Consider the following 15,914-nt stretch of genomic DNA (forward strand, 5'->3'; position numbering starts at 1 on the left):
TCTGAAGAATGCGGCGATAGACAAGTAACTTACTACTGAGTAAGAATAGTCTTCAACAGGTAATCGCACCATCCTTGGAGACGCAAGTGACAAGCAAAGCCCGTTCAAACGCAAAGCCCGCCGCACCGCGCACTGCACCGGCCGCGGCCGCTGCGAAGTCCCCAGGTCAGCGCCGCCCGGTTGCGATCGTCGGCGGAAATCGCATTCCGTTCGCGCGCTCGGACAAGGCGTACGCACAGGCGTCCAACCAGGACATGTTCACTGCGACGCTCGACGGTCTCGTGAGCCGATTCAATCTGCAGGGTGAGACGCTCGGCATGGTCGTCGGCGGCGCGGTGCTCAAGCACAGCCGTGATTTCAATCTCATTCGCGAGTCCGTTCTCGGCAGCGCGCTGAGTCCGTACACGTCGGCCTACGACCTTCAGCAGGCGTGTGGCACCGGACTGCAGTCGATCATCGCCGTCGGCGACGCCATTTCGGCCGGCCGCATCGATTCCGGCATCGGTGGCGGCACGGACACCACGTCCGATGCCCCGATCGGCGTCAATGATCAGGCACGCGAGTTCCTGCTCTCCCTCAACCGCGCGAAGTCCACGGGCGACCGCATCAAGCTGCTCGGCAACGTCCGTGCGGGCATGCTCGGCCTCGAAATTCCGCGCAACGGCGAGCCTCGCACCGGCAAGTCGATGGGCGACCACGCTGCGATCACCGCCAAGGAATTCGGCGTGAAGCGCGAGGACCAGGACGAACTTGCCGCGGCCAGCCACAAGAACATGGCAGCTGCCTACGACCGCGGTTTCTTCGACGACCTCGTCACCCCGTTCCTCGGTCTGACCCGGGACGACAACCTCCGTCCCGGTTCGACCGTCGAGAAGCTGTCGACGCTCAAGCCCGTATTCGGTACCAAGCTCGGCGACGCGACGATGACGGCCGGCAACTCGACGCCGCTCACCGACGGTGCTTCGGCAGTGCTCCTCTCCACCGACGAGTGGGCAGCCGAGCGCAATCTTCCGGTTCTGGCGCACCTCGTCGATTCCGAAACCGCTGCCGTCGACTACGTCCACGGCAAGGACGGGCTGCTCATGGCTCCCACGTACGCGATCCCGCGTTTGCTGGCCCGCAATGGCCTCACCTTGCAGGACTTCGATTACTACGAGATCCACGAAGCCTTCGCTTCGGTGGTTCTCGCAACCCTGCAGGCTTTCGAATCCGACGAGTACTGCAAGGAACGCCTCGGCCTCGACGGCGCACTGGGGTCGATCGACCGAAGCAAGCTCAATGTCAACGGATCGTCCTTGGCTGCAGGTCACCCGTTCGCGGCAACCGGTGGACGTATCGTCGCTTCCCTCGCGAAGATGCTCGCCGAAAAGGGTTCGGGCCGCGGCCTGATCTCGATCTGTGCCGCCGGCGGCCAGGGCGTCACGGCGATTATCGAGCGGTAATCGCTCCACAATCTCCCCACGCGTGTGAAAACTGCGCTCACCTGCAGTGATCGGCGCGAGGGGATGCGTAATCGGGGATCCGGCCACGAGGGGTGGCCGGATCCCCGAACTCTTTGCAAACTTTTTCGCGCAGGCGTGTAACGCTGCAGAATAGCTACCGATATTCATGACAGCCCCGTGTTGCTGCCTGACCCCCGACCTGGCAGCAGCGCGGGGCTCTCGTATGTCCGGATATCCTGTGTTGAGTTGTCGGTGAGCGCCGCAGCGACGGTTGATGCAGCGAGGAGCCAACAGGTGAGTGACGAAGAGGGTCCGTCCGTCGAGAAGACGAACAGCGAGGACTCGTCCCTCCCAGAACAGGAACTCGAGTCGGTCGAGGAACCCCAGACCGCTGACGACACCGAGCCAGTCGTCGAGCCTGAGCCAGTAGAGCCTGAACCAGTCGAGCCTGAACCGGCCGAAGCACCAAACGAGCTGACCGACGTCGAGCCAACAATCGACGAGCTGGCAAACGACGAGCCGGCAAACGACGAATCGGCAAACGAGGTCACCACCGTCATCCCTGTCGTCCCAGCGGAGGACGCACCGCCGACGGAAGTAGTCGACTCGGCTCCGGCGACAGAAGCCATCGACGAGCAGACACAGCAGTTCGAGCCTCCAGCAGTGGTGGTTCCCCCGAAGCCGCCGCGCCCCGAGTTCGTGCAGCAGTACGACACGCAGCAATTCGAACCCATCCAGCAGCAGTACGAGCCTGTTGTCCGCGAACCAGAGGTAATTGCACCCCCGCCACCGCAGCGACCAGTGGCGCCCGCTCCGGCGTCTTCCCGCAAGTGGGTCAAACCGGCGATAGCAGTCGGCGCCATCTTTGCCGTCGCAGTGATTGCCTACGGAGTGGACATCTTCACCTCGTCCGGGAAAACTCCCCGAGGCACGCAGGTCGCCGGGGTCGACATCGGTGATCTCACGCCCGCCGACGCGGAGGCCACGCTGCGCGCCCAACTCGGCCCGAGGCTCGTCGAACCTGTAGCCGTACATGCCGGCGGCGTCGACTCCGAGATCGTTCCCGCATCTGCGGGTGTGGACGTCGACTGGTCGGCGACGCTGTCGGGCGTGAACGCTCAGCCCATCAACCCGATCACCCGCATCACGTCGTTCTTCGGCTCCCGCGAGGTTCCGGTCGTGTCGACCGTCGACCAGGGGGCGTTGGACGCCTCGATGTCGCAGCTTGCGGCGAACAGCGATCGTGCGCCCGTCGAAGGTGCAGTCGTGTTCGAGGACGGTAAGGCGACGGGTGTTTCGCCCGCCGCTGGCCAGGCGCTCGAAGCGCAGCAGGCGGGCGCCACCTTCGCCGCCGAATGGTCCGATGGTGGCGTCGTCGATCTTCCGGTCGACGAGGTTCCGGTGACGGTCACTCAGGCTGGTGTCGATCGCGCACTGCAGGAGATCGCCATTCCAGCTGTCTCGGGTGACGTCGTGGTCAACGGCCGTGACGGCAAGGTCGCGACGCTCGGCGTCGATCAGATCGGCGAGGTGCTGACTTTCACACCCGACGGCTCGGGTGGGCTGACTCCGCAGTACAACACGGATGCCGCGATCAAGATTCTGACTCCGCAGTTGGTGTCGACGGAAGTGCAACCCAAGGACGCGTCGTTCACCTTCGCCGGTGGCAAGCCGACGGTTGTGCCTGGTGTTGTCGGAGATCTGATCAACTGGCCGGACACGGTCAAGGAACTCCCGGTTCTGCTGGGCAGCACGGCTTCTCGGGCAACCCCTGCCGTGTACGGACCGGTTCCGCCGGCGCTGACCACCGAAGCCGCGAACGCACTCGGCATCAACGAGGTGATCGGCGAATTCACCACCGGTGGTTTCGAATACGCGTCTGGCGTCAACATCGGCCTGGCGGCGTCGGAGATCGACGGTGCGGTCATCAAGCCCGGAGATACGTTCTCGCTCAACGAATACACCGGTCCGCGCGGTGCCGCTCAGGGATACGTCGAGTCGGGGATCATCAACAACGGTCGGCCGGACAAGGCTGTCGGCGGCGGTATCAGTCAGCTTGCGACGACGCTTTACAACGCGACGTACTTCGCCGGCATGGACGACGTCGCGCACACCGAGCACAGTTACTACATCTCGCGGTACCCGGAGGCGCGTGAGGCGACCATCTTCGATGGTGCGATCGACTTGCAGTTCCGTAATCCGGCGAAGACCGGCGTGATGATCGAGACGATTGCGACGTCGTCGAACATCACCGTTCGGATCTGGGGAACCAAAACCGTCGATGTCGCTTCGACGACCGGCCCGCGTACGTCGCCGACGTCACCGAACACCGTGACGTTGCCGGAGGGGCCTGGTTGTGTGGCTTCGAGCGGTGCGCCCGGATTCACGGTCAGCGACACTCGCGTGATCACCGACCACGCGAGTGGCGCCGAGATTTCCTCGAACACCCGGACCGTCAAGTACGACCCGGTGCCGATCGTGAAGTGCGAGTAGGGGACTACTTGCCGACGAGTGGGCCGAGAGTGCGGCCCGCGAGGTCGACGATGCCTGGCTCTTCGCCGTTGGTGATCAGGTTGATCACGACGCCGTCGATGCCGTGGTCGAGGATGCGCGTCTGAACCTGCTCGGCGACGTCGTCCGGGCTGCCCACGAAATGACGCTCGGTGGCCTTGGCGACGACGTCTTCCGGCGCCGTGGTGATGTCGAGACCACGCTCTGCGAGGAACGTTCGCTGATGCGCGCGAGCCTTGTCGCCGTCCTCGTCGATCATCATGAACGTCAGGAAGCTGGTCTCGAGGGTCGCGGGGTCGCGGCCGGCTTCGTCGCAGCGTGCCGCAAGTGCTTCCATCTTGCGCGGCAGTTCGGACGGGTCACAGATGATGTTGAGATGATCCGCGAAGCGAGCGGCGAGCCCGAACGTCTTCTTCTCGCCGCCGCCACCGAGCAGGATCGGCAGGTCGTCGCGGACTCGGGGCTCGTTGATGGCGTCCTTGACGTGGTACCACTTGCCGTCGAAGGTGGGACGCTCCCCGCGGAGCATCGGCGCGATGATCTGCAGTGCTTCGTCGAGTTTCTCGAAGCGTTCGGTGAAAGTTCCGAACTCGTATCCGAACGAATTGTGTTCGAGTTCGAACCAACCAGCGCCGATGCCCAGGATGGCCCGACCGCCGCTCACCACGTCGAGGGTGGTGACGGTCTTGGCGAGCATGGGCGGATTGCGGTAGGTGTTTCCCGTGACCAGTGCAGACAACTGGATGGTCTCGGTGGCCGTCGCCAGCGCGGAGAGCGCGGAGTAGGCCTCGAGCATCGGGGCGTCCGGGGCTCCGATTCCGGGGAGTTGGTAGAAGTGATCCATCACGAATGCAGTGTCGAAGCCTGCGGCTTCGGCTTCGCGGGCCTGCGCTATGACGGTGGGGAAGAGGTCCTTGACCGGACCGCCGTAGCTGAAGTTGGGCATCTGGTATCCGAGGCGAGTGCTCACCGTTTCGACGTTACTCGCGATCGGTTGACCTGGCACGATTTTACCAACTCTATGGATTCTGTTGTGCTGGGCAGACTTCCGGAATTCAGAGAAGTTCTTCGGCCGCTTCGCGTCGCTTGGCTCGCTGCTGGTGAAGCTTGACTGCCGCGATTGCGATGCCGCCACCGACAATTCCGCCGACGAGAGCGCCGACCCAGGTAGACGATTCTTCGTAGGAATCGAATTTGAGACGCGCCATGATGCCGACTGCGGCGACGAGGTACAGCGCGATGCCGATCACGACCCGGGGGCGGTTGTAGTTGGACAATACGTAGACATCGACGTCGCACCGAAGTGCATAGATGATCGTGATCAACGAGCCGAACAACGCAACGATCAGCAGCGCGAGCGAGATCCACGCCCCTGTTCGGCCGGCGACCCAGGGCAGAATCGCCGAGCTGACGAATATTGCCCAGAAGACACTCTGGAGTCCCACCGCCGAGGCTTCGTTCCAGACGTCGCGCTGACGCTCGTCCTTGTAGAAGTCGTCGTCCAGATCTCCGACGAACCGCATTGCCTTCATTATGGTGCTCATGCCGTCTCCTCTGGAATTTCTGCGGTGAGTGCCGATTCGGGTAGGGGAAAGAGTGCTTCAACGGTGGTCCCCAGCGCCAGTGCCAGGCGAAGTGCCAGGTAGACGCTCGGTGCGTAGTCGCCGCGTTCGACGGAGACGATGCTCTGTCTGCTCACTTGGCCTGCTGTGGCCAGTTGCGCCTGGGTGAGGCCGGCGAGGCGTCGGTGCTCCCGCACATTGTTGTCGCCAGCCTTGCCAGTCATGGGAAAAGTAAAGAATACTTGTCAGATGATGTCAAGTTTGCTTGTCATATGGAAAGCTGACGGCATGCGTGAACGATTTCTCGAGATCGCCCTGGCAAATCCGGTGGTCGCAACGATCGTGGATCGGGCGCCGAAGTTGGAGTTGGCTGAGTGGTACCTGACCGCAGGTGGGCTTTTTCAAACCGTCTGGAATCACATCGACGGCCGTGACCCGGGAGCCGGAATCAAGGACTACGACCTCTTCTATTTCGACGCCGATGATCTGAGCTACGAGGCGGAAGATCGCGTGATTCGTTCGGCCGCAGAATTGTTCGCCGATGTGGATGCCGACGTCGAAGTACGCAACGAAGCCCGCGTGCACCTGTGGTACGAGCAGCATTTCGGCATTCCCGGCGTTCCGTTCACCAGTTGCCGCGACGCCATCGACCACTTCGCCTCCACAACTTGCTGTTTCGGGATCACCAAGGGAGCAAGCGGCACCGTGGACGTGTATGCCCCGCATGGATACGACGATCTCTTCGACATGATCGTCCGCCCCAACCCGGTGCTGGCGCCGCGAGAGGTGTACGAGGCCAAGGCGGCACGGTGGCGCAGGGAATGGCCTGCGCTGACCGTGGAGCCTTGGCCCGAGACCTAGACTTAGACCTCGATCGGCGGATGCAACCTGTCCATGGTCCATTGCCGATTACGACGTGCGGCAAGTGAACTGGCGCCGAGTGAGGCGACGAGAAGGCCACCGAGGACGGCGATCGAGACCCACAGCCTCGAGTCGATACCGCCGACGGTGAGTTGTCGTAGCCCGTTCACCGCGTAGGTCATGGGGTCGAACGGGTGGATGATCTGGAACGGTTTCGCGGTGGTTTCGACGGGATAGATGCCGCCGGCCGAAACCAATTGCAGCATCAGGAAGGCCAGGGTGATGACGCGTCCGACGGATACTCCGAAGATGGCGTTGAACGCCTGGATCAACGCCATGTAGGTGGCGGTGATGAGCATCAGGAACCCGACGGTACCGAGGGCGTGCGTGGGGTGCAGACCGACGGCGAAGTGCACGACCAGGTACATCACGATCACCTGGCAGATGCCGATGAGCAGTGCCGGCCAGTACGAGGCGAGGACCACTCGCAGCGCGCCGAGACCGTTTGCGATGGGCCGGTTCTGGAGCGGCTTGAGCAGCATCCAGGTGATGATGCCGCCCACGAACAGCGCGAGGGGCAGGAAGAACGGAGCAAATCCGGTGCCGAAGGTGCTTGCCCGGTTCTCGTAAGTTTCCTGCAGTTCGACCGGGCTGGAGAGGGTTTGAGCGGTTGCGGTTCGCTGTTGATCGGTCCAACTGGGAATCTGGCCCGCGCCCTCGGTGAGTTTGGTTGCAAGTTCGGAGGATCCGGCACGGAGTTGCTCGGTGCCGTCTGCGAGTTTGGCCGCACCGTCGGAAAGTTGGACGCTGCCGTCAGTGAGTTGAACCAGTCCGCTACTGAGGGTTTGAGCGCCGTCGTTGACTTGTTGACCGCCGTCACGAAGCTGCACCAGACCGTTGCGGAGTTCACCGCCGCCGTTGGCCGCGGCATTGAGCCCGGCTCGGAAGGTGCTCGACGGATCGTCGAGTTGGTAAGCGAGTTGTTGTGCACCGCTCTTGAGTTCGCCCAGTTGGCCCATGGTCGCTTCACCGAAACCCTGAGTGCGCAGCATGTCCTGGGCAGGCGCGAGGGCATTGGCGATCTGTTGGCTGACGGGATCCGGGTTCAGCCGAAGGCTGGCCACGGCCTGCCCGACCAGCTGTGCGACGTCTGCCTGTGTGTTCCCGAGGACGCTCAGTTGGTCGACGACCTGGGTGACGCCACCACTGAGTTGGCTTGCGCCGTCGCCCAGTTGGACGGCTCCGAGATCGAGCTGCCCCAAACCGTCGGTCAGTGCGAGGACACCGTCCGTGGCGGTGTTGATACCGGTCGAGAGTTGCGCTGTACCGCCGGCAAGAGTGGCTGCACCGTCGCGTGCGGTAACCATGTTGTCGGCCAGCGTTTTCGAGCCCGACGCCAATTCGCCGGCTCCGGCGTTGGCTGTGTTCACTCCGGCCGAGAGCTGGAGCGCTCCGTCGGCGGCCTGCTTCAAACCTGCACCCGCGTCGGTCAATCCGACGAGAACCGTCTCGACCGACTGCGCTCCGATCTTGTCGCTGACTTGGCTGAGGACCTGCTGGGCGGCATTTTGACCGATGATGGTGCCGAGGTAGTTGTTGACGTCGTTGAAGGTGAACTGCAACTGCGCTTTGTGGGGGTCCTTGGAGGTCGGGGATGCAACGGCCTCACTGAAATTCTCGGGCAGAGTCAGAGAGAAGTAGTAGGTGCCGTCCGAAACTCCCTGTGCGGCTTCCTGCTGTGAGACCAGGTGGAGATCGAGCTCACCGGAATCGAGCAGCGCTTGGCTGACCTCGTCGCCCGCGTTGAGTTCCTGCCCCTGGACCATCGCGCCACGGTCGGTGTTGACCAGAGCTACGGGGACCTTGTTCACCTCACCGAACGGATTCCAGAAGGCCCACAAGTACATCGCGCCGTACAGGAGCGGCATCAAGATGATGGTGACGAGTGCAATCCTGGGCATCGCGCCGCGGGAGAACCGCTTGAGTTCGGTTCCGAGAGACATTCCAGCGAGCATCGCGTTTACCTCGCCCCTTCTTGGTCGGGATTGGTGACTTCTTGGAGCAAGGTGACGGCATCGATGGGTGATCCGTCGGGCAGCGGGTTGACGGTCGACGCGATGATGGTCTGGTAGCTCCCCATCTCGACCAGTCGCTCGACGAGATATGCGCGCTCGGAGTCACGCCGCACCTGTTCGAGATCGTCGACGACCAGCAGGGCCGGCTTCTTCGTGTTCGCGACGGCGATACGCAGCAGGGTCGCCTCGAGTTCGCCGAGGTCGCTGACATATCGGCCGAGTGCAGGCAGCGGATGGTCACCGAAGACAGGGGCACACACGGTTTCGAGTTCTCGATCTCCGGCACGTCCGATGAGCTTGTACCAGGGTGCGTCCCACCGGATCTGCTCCGTGATCAGATCGCGAACGGTGACGGACTCGGCAAACTCGTCGATGTCCTCGAACCCGGCGACCCCGGCGATCTCGAAGATCTCACGGGGACGGGTTCGGCCGAAGACGGAGAGCGATCCGGAACTGGCTTTCATTCGCCCGCTGAGTGTCAGAAGTAAGGACGTACGTCCTGAACCGGCCGAGCCTTCGAGGATGGTCACACCGCCCGCACGAATCTCGAGATTGACGGGTCCGAACACCGGCCCCCATGGGCCGTCGAGCGCCAACTCCGTGGCAGTCAATGCCAGGTCGGGGGCGTAATCGGGTTGTGCGTGCTCTGGTGCGACCACGATGATCACCTGTCTGTTGATCTACTCGGCCTTCGAAGGAACCGAGTGCTGGTTCAGTGGACGTTCGTGCTCACCCAATCACATCGGTAGGGGGCGAGCGGTCTCACGAACGGGATGTGTCGGACACGTCTGACAACTTGGAGACCGAACGGTATGTATTCTGTTGGAAACGGACAGGGGGAGTCGAGGTGCCGGTTCGTAGACGCGGTATGTGCGTGTTGCTTGTCATGGCCGCCCTGTCGGCTGTCTCCTGTGCCGGTGAGCGCGAGTCGCGCCCGTTCGTGTCCAGCGAAGAGCGTTTCGCGTTCACCGGACGCAATCCGGCTGCTGGTCCTCCGACTGTTCCGACCTTGCCTGCCGAGGATGCGCCATACGGAGCGATCAAGCTGTCGGGTGCTTGGACGGGCGCTGCCAAAGTCTCGGTGCCCGGATCTGTCACGTGTCTCGAAACAGGTTCCGGAGATGCCACTCCAACTGGCTACCGTCAATGGACGTACGAGGTGCATACGAGTTCGTTCTACGAATACGACGGAGGCGGCGAATATCCGGGACGCGATTTTCACTTGTACGTCATGGTGAACGAGAGTCCGGAGCAAGGGCGATCCGGAGCGATAGTAAAGTTCTCCGATCAAAGTGGAGAGTTCGTGTCCTTCGGTATCAGTGACGACTCGCCCTTCGAGATGACCGGTTCCTCGGACCGAACGCGTCTGGCAATCGCAATGACCGGCACGGCGGCGAGAGCCGGCGAACAACCGACGACGTCGGTACTGTCCGCTCAGATCAGTTGCCCCACCATCGAGCGCAGATGATCGCAGGCGACACCGAGCGCTGACAATAAAAATGCCGGCCCCGAAACGTTCTCGGGACCGGCACTTTTCATGAATCAGGAGCGAATCAGAATGCTGCTTCGTCGATCTCCATGATGTCGTTCTCGGTGTTCGCGACGATCTCGCGCGAAGCCGTGAGCTCCGGCAGAACGTTCTTGGCGAAGAAGGACGCGATGGCGACCTTGCCCTCGTAGAAGCTCTTGTCCTTGTCGGAAGCGCCGTTGTCGAGTGCTGCGAGAGCGATCTCGGACTGACGGAGCAGCTGCCAGCCGATGAGCAGGTCGCCCACGGACATCAGGAATCGGACTGAGCCGAGGCCGACCTTGTACAGCTCGGTGGGCTGCTCCTGAGCTCCCATGAGGAAGCCGGTGAGCGTGGCAGCCATGGCCTGGACGTCTTCGAGTGCGGTGGCGAGCAGTGCGCGCTCCGCCTTCAGACGGCCGTTGCCGGCTTCGCTGTCGATGAAGGTCTTGATCTGTCCGGCAACATGAGCGAGCGCGACGCCGCGGTCACGGGCGATCTTGCGGAAGAAGAAGTCCTGAGCCTGGATGGCCGTGGTGCCTTCGTACAGCGAGTCGATCTTGGAGTCGCGGATGTACTGCTCGATCGGGTAGTCCTGCAGGAAGCCGGAGCCGCCGAGGGTCTGCAGGCTGTCCGTCAGGTACTGGTACGCACGCTCGGAGCCGACGCCCTTGACGATCGGGAGCAGCAGGTCGTTGACGCGGAACGCGGTGTCCTTGTCTGCGCCCGAGACGAGCTTGGCGACAACCTCGTCCTGGTGTGCTGCGGTGTAGAGGTATACCGCGCGCAGGCCTTCGGCGTATGCCTTCTGCATTGCCAGGCTACGACGCACGTCGGGGTGGTGCGTGATGGTCACGCGGGGCGCGGCCTTGTTGGTCATCTGGGTCAGGTCTGCGCCCTGCACACGCTGCTTGGCGTAGTCGAGAGCGTTGAGGTAGCCGGTGGAGAGGGTGGCGATTGCCTTGGTGCCGACCATCATTCGAGCGTGCTCGATGACGTCGAACATCTGGGCGATGCCGTTGTGGACCTCGCCGACCAGCCAGCCCTGTGCGGGGATGCCGTGGCCGCCGAAGGTGACCTCACACGTGGCGGAGACCTTCAGGCCCATCTTGTGCTCGACGTTGGTGACGAAGGCGCCGTTGCGCTCGCCGAACTCTTCGGTCTCGAAGTTGAAGTGCGTCTTCGGGACGAAGAACAGGCTCAGGCCCTTGGTGCCGGGTCCGGCGCCTTCGGGGCGAGCGAGAACGAGGTGGAAGATGTTCTCGAACAGGTCGTCCGAGTCGGCCGAGGTGATGAAGCGCTTGACGCCCTCGATGTGCCAGGATCCGTCGTCCTGCTTGATTGCCTTGGTGCGTCCGGCACCGACGTCGGAGCCGGCGTCGGGCTCGGTGAGGACCATCGTGGCGCCCCATCCGCGTTCGACGATGGTGGCGGCCCACTTCTTCTGCTCTTCGGTGCCGTTGTTGAACAGCACGTCCGCGAAGGCGGGTCCGGCCTGGTACATGTGCGCTGCGGGCTGTGCGCCCAGGATCAGCTCGCCGATGGCCCACACGACGGAGCGGGGAACCGGCACGCCGCCGACCTCTTCGCTCAGTCCCATGCGGTACCACTCGGCGTCCCAGAGAGCCTTGAAAGACTTCTTGAAGGATTCCGGCAGTGCAACGGTGTGTGTCTCGGGATCGAAGACAGGGGGGTTGCGGTCCGCGTCGGCGAAAGATTCGCCCAGCGGTCCCTCGGCCAGGCGTGCGACCTCTGCCAGCATGTTGCGGACAGTGTCGGCATCCAGGTCGCCCCAAGCGCCTTCGCTCAGTGGCTTCTCCAGTCCGAGAACCTCGAAGAGGTTGAACTCCAGGTCCCGAACGTTGCTCTTGTAATGGCCCATGTCTTCTGCTTCTCCCAGTGAGGTGGTGCGGTCCAGCACTCCTAGTACCGCCCGAAGTTTATTACTCGTCGGTAACTTAATACATGTTACTAGCCGTTCTTTGCATTGCCAACACCGGATTTGCGTCCGATGACAAGCGCGTCGACCGCGAGTCCCGTTTCGGTGTGCCTGTGGGGATTTCCGGCGATCTCGAACTCGAGCTTTCCTTGGAACTCCTGCATCAATTCTTCTGGGGTGTAGAGGATTTCGGGATCTTTCGGTCCGCCGACGCCGTAGTCGATGTTGCTTCGGTCGTGACCCAAAATCATGAGGATTCCATCAGGTTTCAGAGAATTTATGGCACGGTTCACAACCAGGGTGCGTTGTGGTGCGGGTAGATGAAGGTAAAGAAGCAGGGCCAAGTCGTATGCCTGCCCGTTTCTGGAGGGGTAATCCGCGACGGTGACGTCGCCGCATCGGTAGTCGAGCCGGTCGAGGACCGATCGGGGTGAGCGGGCTGCGATCGTGCGGGCTTTCTCGATCGCGACGGCCGAGTAGTCGATGCCGGTGACCTGCCAACCGCGGGTTGCGAGCCACAACGCGTTACGGCCCTCGCCACACGCCAGGTCCAGTGCCTGGCCATGGGGGAGGGCCGTTGCGTATTCCACCAGTAGTTCGTTGGGAGGTGCGCCCCAGACGAGCTCGGATTCTTCGTACTTCTTGTCCCAGGCGGCCGCATCCATAGATGACGACGGTAGTGGCACTCAGTTCTTGCGGACGCCGTCCATCGGGTTCTTGCGCAGGGCCGCGCGAGTCGGGATCGCGATGGAGACAAATCCCAGAACAGCGGTCACGGCGACGATGGAACCGTAGATCACCGGTGAGATCGCCGGGATCGGCTGCCCGGACACCGCCACGGCGATGCCCATCAGCGGCGGCAGGGCGATCAGCGATCCGACCACGACGGCGATTCCCACCACCATCAACGATTCGATGCGCATCATCGCTCGGACCTGCTTCGTCCGCGAACCCACCAGCTGCAGGAGCGCGAACTCGCGGGAACGCTCGGCAGTGGCGGCGACCAGAGTGTTCACGACGGCGACGGCCAGATAACCGAGCAGGACGAGGACGGCGAGGATGCTGACCCACGACTGCATACGTCGCTGATCTTCGCCTGCGGCTCCGAACTGGTCCTGGTTCATCGCGGCGATCGAGGGGAAAGACTGCAACGACTGCTGTACTTCAGCCGACCGTCCGGGTTCGGCAGCAACCAGAACGGTGTCGATCAGAGCGTCGGTGGAGTGCTGACGCAAAGTCTCGATCGGCATGGTCACGTCCCCGAATCCGAGGCCGCGACCGTATTTTGCGACGACCATCGGATGCACCAGCGTTCCGTCACCCAGATAGAGGTCGACGCGCTGGCCGACCTTGGCTCCGAGTGTGAAAGCGCCGTCTTCGCTCACGGCAACGGTATCGCCGGTCAGAGCGCTCAGGTCGCCTTCGGTCACCGCGAGATCGAGGGTCGCGGCGGCACTGTCGGCGTCGATGCCCTGGGCCGCGATCGCGCTGTCGGCTGAGCCGCCTTCCTCGCCACTCGGTACCGGTAAGACCTGGCTGCGCACCACGGGGTTTGCCGCACTCACACCGGGCACCGCTGCAATCGAGTCGAGGAGAGAGGGAGCGATACCGGCCGGAGCGCCGACGATCAGGTCTGCGGTGACGCCCTTGATCGACTGGTTGGTCGCCTCGGCTGCGACGGTGCTCTGACTGAAGAACTGCACCGAGCCCAGTGCGATTGCTAGAGCCAAGGGGACAACGGCCGACGAGAGTCGCCTCGAGTTGGATTCGGCGTTGGCCGCGGCGAGAACTTTCGACGCCGATCGGCTACGGCGCAGCGGGCCGCCGAGAACCTTGATGATGCCGCGCACCAACAACGGGCCGAGCAGCGCGACCGAGAAGATCAACAGCAGTGCGCTCGAACCGGCTCCGGCGGCTGCCACGCTGCCGGGCAGGAAGGCCGGGAGGATGCACGCGCTGAGGCCGGCGGCGCCGAAGATCAGCCCGGTGATGATGCGTCCTCGGCCCAGTTTCGCCGGGCCGCTTTCGGATTCGCGGAGTGCTTCGACAGGGTCGAGCTTTGCCGGCCGACGGGCAGCGATCGCAGCCGCCGCGCGGGCAGTGAGTACGCAGATCAGGAAGGCCGCGATGGCAGGAAGCGGGCTGTACGCCAACGCGAAATCCGTGGGCATGACCCCTGCATCGGCGAACTGTGCGCCCAGAACTCGGGCGAGCAGGTATCCGGGCACCGCGCCGAGAGCTGCCGCCGCAGCAGCAACGAGCAGCACTTCACGCCCGATCATGACGTGGACTTGCCGAGTAGTGGCTCCGATTGCACGCAACAGAGCGAACTCTCGGCGCCTGGCGTTGATCGAGAGCGACAACGTGCTGGACACGACGAACATGCTGACCATCAATGCAAGACCCGCAAACGAGGCGCAGAGCACGATCAACTGAGTCCGCGCAGCACCGGCGTCGAGGAATTCGATGCCTCCGCGTGCGGTGCCGGTCGAGATCTCGGCGTCGGTCCCGGCGAGTGCCTCGCGAGCGAGAGCGGCGGCATTCACGCCTTCGGGGGCGATCAATCCGACTGCGGTGACCGAGTTCTGGTGCGGCCACAACCGTTCGGCCTCTGCGTCGTCGAGGAAGACCAGTGCCGGACGGTCGGGTGAGGGCACCGAAGACGAATCTGCTGTGCCGACAACGGTGTACTCGTCCACTATGCCGCCGTGAGCCAGCATGATCCGCTCGCCGAGCGCGGCGCCGGTGGTCGAGACCACCTCGTCGCGGCTCTGCGGAGCGCGACCCTCGGCGAGCGAGTACGGCGCCAATTGTGCTGTGTTCCAAGGATGTGCGTCGAGTACGACGCCCTCGGCTGTACTGACAGGGACGGAGATGTCGGGAACCACCGTGACATCGAGTGCCTCGAGCTTGCGGACCGCATCACCGTCGAGGAGAACTCTCTCGGCAAAAGGCTGATCGGCATCTTCCTTGACCTCGAGTGCCTGCGGTGCGCTGACCACGGCGTCGGCGCCGGCGTAGAGATGTGGTGAGACTCCGCCTCGCACTCCGGATTCCAGCAGCACACCCAGACCGCAGGTGAGGAGAGCCGCGCAGAATACGGAGACGAACACGGCGACGAAACCGGAGCGATGCGCTTTCAGATGGGCAAACGTGTGCGCTTTCATCATCACCAGTCCCCGAGGTGTGTCATGCGCTCGGCGATCTGCTGGGGTGTCGGGCGGTCGATGTGCCCGACCAGTTTCCCGTCGGCGAGGAACAGCACACGATCGGCGTACGACGCGGCCACCGGATCGTGCGTGACCATGACGATGGTCTGGTCGAACTCGGCGGCCGTTCGGCGCAGCAATTCCAGAACCTGCTTGGCGCTGCGGGAGTCGAGGGCGCCCGTCGGTTCGTCGGCAAAGAGTGCGTCGGGGTGGGTGACGAGGGCGCGCGCGATGGCGACGCGTTGCTGCTGACCGCCGGACAGTTCGGAGGGTTTGCGCTTGCGGTGCGATCCGAGTCCGACGGATTCGAGGACGAAGGTCAGGTACTGCTTGTCGGCTCGTCGTCCGGCGAGGAGTAGGGGGAGCGTGACGTTCTGCTCGACGTCGAGAGCGCCGAGCAGGTTGTAGGCCTGGAAGACGAAACCGATGTGGTCGCGTCGGAAGATGCTGCGGGCCTTCGGTTTCAGCTGTGAGATCTCGGTGTCGCCCAACCACACCGATCCGCTGCTCGGTCGGTCGAGGCCCGCGGCGCAGTGCAGGAAAGTGCTCTTACCTGATCCGGACGGGCCCATCACGGCGGTGAAGGTGCTGCGCGGCAGAGTGAGGCTGATGTTGTCGAGGGCGGTCACGGCGCCGCGGCCGTTGCCGTAGATCTTGCTGACTCCTTCGAGGCGTACAGCAGATGTTCGAGCGCCCGTGGCACCAGAAGCCGGCGGGGCGAGGACCGAGTGTCGATTCTTCATGGGAAGAACGCTATGGAGATTCGGCATTCGTCGACATCCAGCAGAGTCCCGAATCAATGGTGTAG

At 63.2% G+C, this 15,914-nt stretch carries 13 protein-coding genes; 4 read left to right on the forward strand and 9 right to left on the reverse strand.

Annotated features, from left to right (window positions below; genetic code table 11):
- Positions 1 to 86: 86 nt before the first annotated feature.
- Positions 87 to 1,442, forward strand: a complete 1,356-nt coding sequence (locus ACFWEM_RS17770) for an acetyl-CoA C-acetyltransferase (protein WP_378535483.1) — start codon at positions 87 to 89, stop codon at positions 1,440 to 1,442.
- A gap of 294 nt (positions 1,443 to 1,736) precedes the next feature.
- A complete protein-coding gene (locus ACFWEM_RS17775) occupies positions 1,737 to 3,935 on the forward strand; it encodes a VanW family protein (RefSeq protein WP_378535485.1) in 2,199 nt (732 codons plus the stop codon).
- A gap of 4 nt (positions 3,936 to 3,939) precedes the next feature.
- Here ACFWEM_RS17775 and ACFWEM_RS17780 read toward each other — a convergent pair whose 3' ends face one another.
- The 3 genes from ACFWEM_RS17780 to ACFWEM_RS17790 all read right to left on the reverse strand — a co-directional run bounded on the left by ACFWEM_RS17780 (position 3,940) and on the right by ACFWEM_RS17790 (position 5,739).
- Positions 3,940 to 4,923, reverse strand: coding sequence for an LLM class F420-dependent oxidoreductase (locus tag ACFWEM_RS17780; protein ID WP_378535487.1), 984 nt, complete (start codon positions 4,921 to 4,923; stop codon positions 3,940 to 3,942).
- An 85-nt stretch (positions 4,924 to 5,008) separates the two neighbouring features.
- Positions 5,009 to 5,497: a hypothetical protein gene (locus ACFWEM_RS17785; RefSeq protein WP_378535489.1), complete on the reverse strand. Its 489-nt coding sequence runs from the start codon at positions 5,495 to 5,497 to the stop codon at positions 5,009 to 5,011.
- Positions 5,494 to 5,739 carry a helix-turn-helix transcriptional regulator gene (locus ACFWEM_RS17790; RefSeq protein ID WP_019747144.1) on the reverse strand — a complete coding sequence of 82 codons (246 nt, stop codon included), beginning with the start codon at positions 5,737 to 5,739 and terminating at the stop codon, positions 5,494 to 5,496. The genes ACFWEM_RS17785 and ACFWEM_RS17790 overlap by 4 nt, the downstream gene beginning before the upstream one ends.
- Before the next feature lie 64 nt (positions 5,740 to 5,803).
- Here ACFWEM_RS17790 and ACFWEM_RS17795 point away from each other — a divergent pair, with 64 nt between their 5' ends.
- Positions 5,804 to 6,376: a nucleotidyltransferase family protein gene (locus ACFWEM_RS17795; protein ID WP_378448781.1), complete on the forward strand. Its 573-nt coding sequence runs from the start codon at positions 5,804 to 5,806 to the stop codon at positions 6,374 to 6,376.
- 2 nt (positions 6,377 to 6,378) lie between these two features.
- Here the strand turns inward: ACFWEM_RS17795 and ACFWEM_RS17800 are convergent, their stop codons facing one another.
- Positions 6,379 to 8,391: a YhgE/Pip family protein gene (locus tag ACFWEM_RS17800; RefSeq protein WP_378535491.1), complete on the reverse strand. Its 2,013-nt coding sequence runs from the start codon at positions 8,389 to 8,391 to the stop codon at positions 6,379 to 6,381.
- Positions 8,392 to 8,396: 5 nt separating this feature from the next.
- A complete protein-coding gene (locus ACFWEM_RS17805) occupies positions 8,397 to 9,119 on the reverse strand; it encodes an ATP-binding cassette domain-containing protein (RefSeq protein WP_378535493.1) in 723 nt (240 codons plus the stop codon).
- 179 nt (positions 9,120 to 9,298) lie between these two features.
- Here ACFWEM_RS17805 and ACFWEM_RS17810 point away from each other — a divergent pair, with 179 nt between their 5' ends.
- Positions 9,299 to 9,919 (forward strand): hypothetical protein, encoded by a 621-nt coding sequence (locus ACFWEM_RS17810; protein ID WP_378535495.1) that lies wholly within the window; start codon positions 9,299 to 9,301, stop codon positions 9,917 to 9,919.
- 85 nt (positions 9,920 to 10,004) lie between these two features.
- On the opposite strand, the gene ACFWEM_RS17815 is transcribed toward ACFWEM_RS17810, so the two are convergent.
- The 4 genes from ACFWEM_RS17815 to ACFWEM_RS17830 form a co-directional block, all read right to left on the reverse strand.
- Positions 10,005 to 11,840 (reverse strand): acyl-CoA dehydrogenase, encoded by a 1,836-nt coding sequence (locus tag ACFWEM_RS17815; RefSeq protein WP_347871955.1) that lies wholly within the window; start codon positions 11,838 to 11,840, stop codon positions 10,005 to 10,007.
- 89 nt (positions 11,841 to 11,929) lie between these two features.
- On the reverse strand, positions 11,930 to 12,562 hold the full coding sequence (locus ACFWEM_RS17820) for a class I SAM-dependent methyltransferase (RefSeq protein ID WP_378535497.1): 633 nt from the start codon (positions 12,560 to 12,562) through the stop codon (positions 11,930 to 11,932).
- A 21-nt stretch (positions 12,563 to 12,583) separates the two neighbouring features.
- Entirely contained in the window at positions 12,584 to 15,067 is a 2,484-nt protein-coding gene (locus ACFWEM_RS17825; protein WP_378535499.1) for an FtsX-like permease family protein, read from the reverse strand.
- Positions 15,067 to 15,849: an ABC transporter ATP-binding protein gene (locus ACFWEM_RS17830; protein WP_378535501.1), complete on the reverse strand. Its 783-nt coding sequence runs from the start codon at positions 15,847 to 15,849 to the stop codon at positions 15,067 to 15,069. The genes ACFWEM_RS17825 and ACFWEM_RS17830 overlap by 1 nt, the downstream gene beginning before the upstream one ends.
- Positions 15,850 to 15,914 lie beyond the last annotated feature (65 nt).

It is taken from the genome of Rhodococcus sp. NPDC060176 (assembly GCF_042728675.1).
Lineage (GTDB): Bacteria > Actinomycetota > Actinomycetes > Mycobacteriales > Mycobacteriaceae > Rhodococcus_F.